Source organism: Synechococcus sp. H55.7, from assembly GCF_047462395.1.
Classification (GTDB): Bacteria; Cyanobacteriota; Cyanobacteriia; order Thermostichales; family Thermostichaceae; genus Thermostichus.
Genome location: NZ_JANSJD010000037.1, coordinates 1 through 5,280, shown reverse-complemented (window position 1 = coordinate 5,280; position 5,280 = coordinate 1). Strand labels below are relative to the sequence as shown.

Sequence of the window (5,280 nt, the reverse complement as noted above, 5' to 3'; positions counted from 1 at the left end):
GATGGCGCCGCAGGACCAGCCGCACGAGCGCTTTGAGTTCCCCGAAGAAGTCCTACCCCGCGGCAACGCGCTCTAAACTGGCGCTGGCTGTCGAACGCTTGAGTTCTCTCGATCCTTCACGTGAGAGCCGGGGCCGAGCGTTCGCCTATTCAAGTCTTGGATTGCATGGGTAGGCGCTCGGCCATTCTTAAGCTCCTTTGCTTTTCACCTCTATCTTCTGCTGTACTGACTGTTACTCTTTTTGGAGGCTGGCCTCAGTGACTTCAACGACCTTTGGTTCCGCAGCGATGCAGGATCGCACCCAGGGCGGGTTTGCCTGGTGGGCCGGGAATGCTCGCTTGATCAATCTCTCCGGTCGGCTCTTGGGTGCCCACGTGGCCCACGCCGGCCTGATCGTCTTCTGGGCGGGAGCGATGCTGCTGTTTGAGGTGGCTCACTTCACGCCGGATCGGCCTATGTACGAGCAGGGCCTGATCCTGATGCCCCACGTGGCCACTCTGGGCTGGGGGGTTGGCCCGGGCGGCGAAGTTATCGACACCTACCCCTACTTTGTGATCGGCGTGCTGCACTTGATCTCCAGCGCAGTGCTGGGGTTGGGGGGCATCTATCACGCCGTGCGCGGCCCAGAAACCCTGGAGCAGTCTTTCCCCTTCTTCGGCTACGACTGGAAAGACAAGAACAAGATGACCACCATCTTGGGGATCCACCTCATCCTCTTGGGGTTGGGGGCTTTCCTGTTGGTGGCCAAGGCCATGTGGTTTGGCGGTGTCTATGACACCTGGGCTCCCGGCGGTGGCGATGTGCGAGTGATCACCAACCCCACCCTCAACCCGGCGGTGATCTTCGGCTACCTGTTCAAGTCTCCCTTCGGCGGCGACGGCTGGATCATCAGCGTGGACAACATGGAGGATGTGATCGGCGGCCATATCTACATCGGCATCATCTGCATTGCCGGTGGGATCTGGCACATCCTCACCAAGCCTTTTGGCTGGGCCCGCCGTGCCTTCATCTGGTCGGGGGAAGCTTATCTCTCCTACAGCTTGGCGGCGGTCTCGCTGATGAGCTTTATTGCCACCTGCTACATCTGGTTCAACAACACTGTTTACCCCAGCGAGTTCTACGGCCCCACCGGCCCTGAAGCCTCGCAAGCGCAAGCCCTCACCTTTATCGTGCGCGACCAGCGCCTGGGGGCGAACATCGGCCAGGCCCAAGGCCCCACCGGTCTGGGTAAGTACCTGATGCGCTCCCCCACGGGCGAGATCATCTTCGGCGGTGAGACGATGCGCTTCTGGGATGTGCGGGCGCCCTGGAAAGAGCCGCTGCTGGGCCCCAATGGCTTGGATCTGGATAAGTTGAAAAACGACATCCAACCCTGGCAAGCTCGCCGTGCGGTGGAGTACATGACCCACGCGCCACTGGGATCCCTGAACTCGGTGGGGGGTGTGGCGACCGAGATCAACACGGTGAACTTCACCAGCCCGCGCACCTGGCTGGCAGCCCACAACTTCATCTTCGGCTTCCTGTTCTTCGTTGGCCACCTGTGGCATGCCGGTCGCGCCCGTGCCGCTGCTGCCGGCTTTGAGAAAGGGATCAGCCGCGAGAACGAGCCGGTTTACCGGATGAAGCCGATCCGATAAGCACGGAAGTCTCTCGGAGATCAACCTTTGGCCCCCGGTAGGGGGCCTTTTTTTTGGGGATCCCCCCCGCCAGGATTGGCAGAGAAGGAAGAGAGGATAGAGACTGAGAAGGCTGAATGTTCGGTAAAGATGCACAAAGTCCCGGTTACGGTCATCACCGGATTTTTGGGATCCGGCAAGACCACGGTGATCCGTCACCTGTTGCTCAACAACCAGAGCCGCCGCATCGCCGTATTGGTCAATGAGTTTGGCGAAGTGGGCATCGACGGCGAACTGCTGCGGGATTGCCAACGTTGCGAGGGAGAGGGATCCATCCCCATTTTGGAGCTGGCCAACGGCTGCCTCTGCTGCACGGTGCAGGAGGAATTTTTGCCCACCATGGAAACCCTGCTGCAGCGGCGGGCGGAGCTGGACTGCATCCTGATTGAGACTTCAGGATTGGCCTTGCCTAAGCCCCTGGTGCAGGCTTTCCGCTGGCCAACCCTTCGCACCGGTGCCACGGTGGATGCGGTGATTGCAGTGGTGGACGGTCAGGCTCTGGCTTCTGGGCAACTGGTGGGGGATCGGGCGGCGCTGGAAGCGCAGCGGCAGGCCGATGAGAGCCTGGATCACGAGACGCCCATTGAGGAGCTGTTTGCGGATCAGTTGAGCTGCGCCGATTTGGTGCTGCTGAGCAAGGTGGATCAGATCACGTTGTCGGAGCGAGCGCGCGTGGAGAGCTGGCTGCGGCAACAATTGCGCCCTGAGGTTCGAGTCCTTCCCTGTGAGCGGGGCCAGGTTGCCCCAGAAGTGCTCTTGGGCTTGCAGGCGGCGGTGGAAGATCAGTTGGAGTGCCGCCCCAGCCACCACGACCACGAGGAGGAGCACGAGCACGAGGCCTTCGAGTCTTTTTACCTGAGCCTGGAGGGGAGCTATGAGCCGGGATCCCTAGTTGCCCAACTGCGCCAACTGGCTCAAGAGGAATGCCTCTACCGGGTGAAAGGGTTTGTGGCCGTGCCCCACAAGCCGATGCGGCTGGTGCTGCAGGGAGTGGGAGGGCGATTTGAAACCTACTACGACCGGCCCTGGCGCCCGCAAGAGCCGCGGTTGACCCGCCTAGTGTTCATCGGGCAGAGGCTTAACCGGGAGCGCATTGCCGCTCAGCTTCAGGGCTTGGCTCACAGAGAAGCAGCGGCTTTTACCGGCTGATCCCTGTCGGGATCCCTCACCCCCAGCCCCTCTCCCAGAGGGAGTGATCCCCTCACCCCCAGCCCCTCTCCCAGAGGGAGTGATCCCCTCACCCCCAGCCCCTCTCCCAGAGGGAGAGGGGAGTTGGCGTGACCCTATAAAAGCGGCCTAGAGGTAGACATCTAGGAGAGAGGCCACGGTGGGGAAGTGGCAGGGCAAGCCCAGGGCTGCTGGCGAAAGGGCCGGATAGACAAAATGGCGGTGGCGCAGACAGTACTCGTCCCACGCCGAAAGCCGCACCCCAAACAGAAAAGCCAAGCTGCGGAGGAGTCCGAGGGGCAAGGGCAGGCGGAAGTAGATCCGCTTTCTGAAATAGGCGCACACCTGTTCCACGCACTCATCCACAGACAGAGGGGGGTTGCCCAACACCCAATCGCCGCCACCGGGCGGATGGGCTACCCAGTAGGCCACCATCTCTGCCACATCGGCAGCGTGGATGAAGTGGAAGCTAGCATCCACCCGCAAAAAGCGGATGAGATCCAGCCAGCGGAGCACATCCTTGAGGCCGGCGGTGATGTGGGAATAGGGGTGGTGGGGGCTGCCGCCAAACAGTAGGGTGGGGTAGAGCGTCAGCAGCCGATCCGGCCAGAAGCAGCTTTCCCGCCGCCGCAGCAGCATCGCGTACTTGCTGCGGATGTAGTCGGTGCCGGCCTGGCCAGCGATGGCCAAGGGTTGTAACGCCTGATCCAAAAGGCTGGCGGTGGAAAAGTAGATCACCTGCTGGCAGCGCCGGGGATCCAACAACTGAAAGAGCTCCAGAGTGTGGGTAACATTCACCGCCCAGGTTAGGGTGGGATCCCCCCAAGCCGCCGCCATGTGGATCAGCCCATCCATCTGTTGCAGCAGGGCAGCGTGCTCGCGGATGTGCAGCAGATCGCCGGGCACCAGGGTGATGGGGGCGGGCAGCCGTTCCGGGGGCAGCCGCAGGCGGCTGGGGTTGCGAATAAGAATGTAGAGGTGGTAGGCGGGCCGCTCCGGAAACTCGGGATCCCTTTGCTGGGCCAGGCGCTCCAACACATAGTGCCCCAGACAGCCGCTAGCGCCGGTAAGAAACAGGTTTCGCAAGAGATCTTCCCAACGGCAACTCATCGAAAAAGCTTTTGACTAGTCTACCGCCTTGGCTTGCGCCTGCCGGAGCGGCTTAACCCCCAATTCCTCTGACGGCAAGTCCGGGCAACTGCACCCTGTTCCAAGCCGGGCAGCAGGCTAGAAATCTGGCCCGAAGAATGGCAGCATAGTTCGACAAGGATCCCCTACCGGGATCCCAGCTAAGACCGCGCTCAACTCGACCTCTGTCTGTGGCCGTAACCTCCTCTTCCCCTAGCAGGCGCGCTTTCAGTCTGTGGCCGCCGCTGGCCTTGGTCTTGCAGCGGCTGGCCCAAGCGGTGCCGGTGCTACTGCTGATCACGGTGCTTAGCTTTTTGCTCTTGCAACTGGCTCCCGGCGATTTTTTGGATCCCTTGCGGGCGGATCCCAGTGTCAGCCAAGAGTTTATCGCCCAGGAAGAGGCACGGCTGGGCCTGGATAAGCCCTTGATTTGGCAGTATTTGACCTGGCTGAGCAATCTGCTGCAGGGGGATTTTGGCGTCAGCTACACATACCGCGTGCCGGTGGCGCAACTCATCCTCTCCCGCGCCGGCGCCACCTTGCTGTTGGCAGTGTGCTCTGTTTTGCTAACTTGGCTAATTGCCATTCCTCTGGGGATCCTGGGGGCGCTGCGGCAGAACACTCCTTTGGATCGGGCGTTGCAGTTGCTCAGCTACCTGGGGCAGGCCATGCCCAGCTTTGTGCTGGCCATTTTGCTGCTGATCGTGGCTCAAAACGTGGGCTGGTTGCCGGTAGGGGGAATGACCAGTGTTTATTTTGCCGAGCTCGGTTGGGGGGGGAAGCTGCTGGATCTGGGCCGCCACCTGCTCTTGCCCACGCTGGCCCTGAGCATTACCAGCTTTGCCGGCCTGCAGCGGATTACCCGCGGCAACTTCTTGGACGTGCTGCGGCAGGAATACATCCAGGCGGCGCGGGCACGGGGCATTCCTGAATGGCGGGTGATCTGGCTGCATGCATTGCGCAACGCCGTCAACCCCTTGATCACGATCTTGGGCTTTGAGTTTGCCAATCTGCTCAGCGGCTCCTTCATTGCCGAGTTTTTCTTCAATTGGCCGGGGCTGGGCAAGCTGCTCTTGGAAGCCGTCCAAAGCTTTGACATCAACGTGGTGATGGCCGGGCTTTTGCTGGGAGCGGTGATGCTGATTTTGGGCAACCTGTTGGCCGATCTGCTCTTGATGTGGGTGGATCCGCGGATCCGACCTGAGTCTTTGCTATGAACTACCCCACCGCGTAGGCGGGTGGGGTTTCCTCACCCGCTTGACAGCAGAGCTTTTGTCTCTTCTTCTGCCCCAGTTGCTTCATCGTTCGC

4 protein-coding genes and 1 pseudogene are annotated in these 5,280 nt (G+C 61.2%); 4 read left to right on the top strand and 1 reads right to left on the bottom strand.

Annotation, left to right across the window (positions count from 1 at the left end; genetic code table 11):
- The 3 genes and pseudogenes from NW851_RS12730 to cobW all read left to right on the top strand — a co-directional run.
- Nucleotides 1-76 (top strand): annotated as a pseudogene (locus NW851_RS12730) (photosystem II protein D2); the annotation flags it as partial.
- A gap of 211 nt (nucleotides 77-287) precedes the next feature.
- Nucleotides 288-1,637: a photosystem II reaction center protein CP43 gene (gene psbC, locus NW851_RS12725; RefSeq protein ID WP_414335970.1), complete on the top strand. Its 1,350-nt coding sequence runs from the start codon at nucleotides 288-290 to the stop codon at nucleotides 1,635-1,637.
- A gap of 129 nt (nucleotides 1,638-1,766) precedes the next feature.
- Nucleotides 1,767-2,825 carry a cobalamin biosynthesis protein CobW gene (gene cobW, locus NW851_RS12720; protein ID WP_414339007.1) on the top strand — a complete coding sequence of 353 codons (1,059 nt, stop codon included), beginning with the start codon at nucleotides 1,767-1,769 and terminating at the stop codon, nucleotides 2,823-2,825.
- Between the two features lie 147 nt (nucleotides 2,826-2,972).
- Here cobW and NW851_RS12715 read toward each other — a convergent pair whose 3' ends face one another.
- Nucleotides 2,973-3,929, bottom strand: a complete 957-nt coding sequence (locus tag NW851_RS12715; protein ID WP_414339004.1) for an NAD-dependent epimerase/dehydratase family protein — start codon at nucleotides 3,927-3,929, stop codon at nucleotides 2,973-2,975.
- Between the two features lie 233 nt (nucleotides 3,930-4,162).
- Between NW851_RS12715 and NW851_RS12710 the strand changes: the two genes are divergently transcribed.
- Complete coding sequence (locus NW851_RS12710) at nucleotides 4,163-5,188, top strand: ABC transporter permease (RefSeq protein ID WP_414339001.1); 1,026 nt, start codon at nucleotides 4,163-4,165, stop codon at nucleotides 5,186-5,188.
- Nucleotides 5,189-5,280 lie beyond the last annotated feature (92 nt).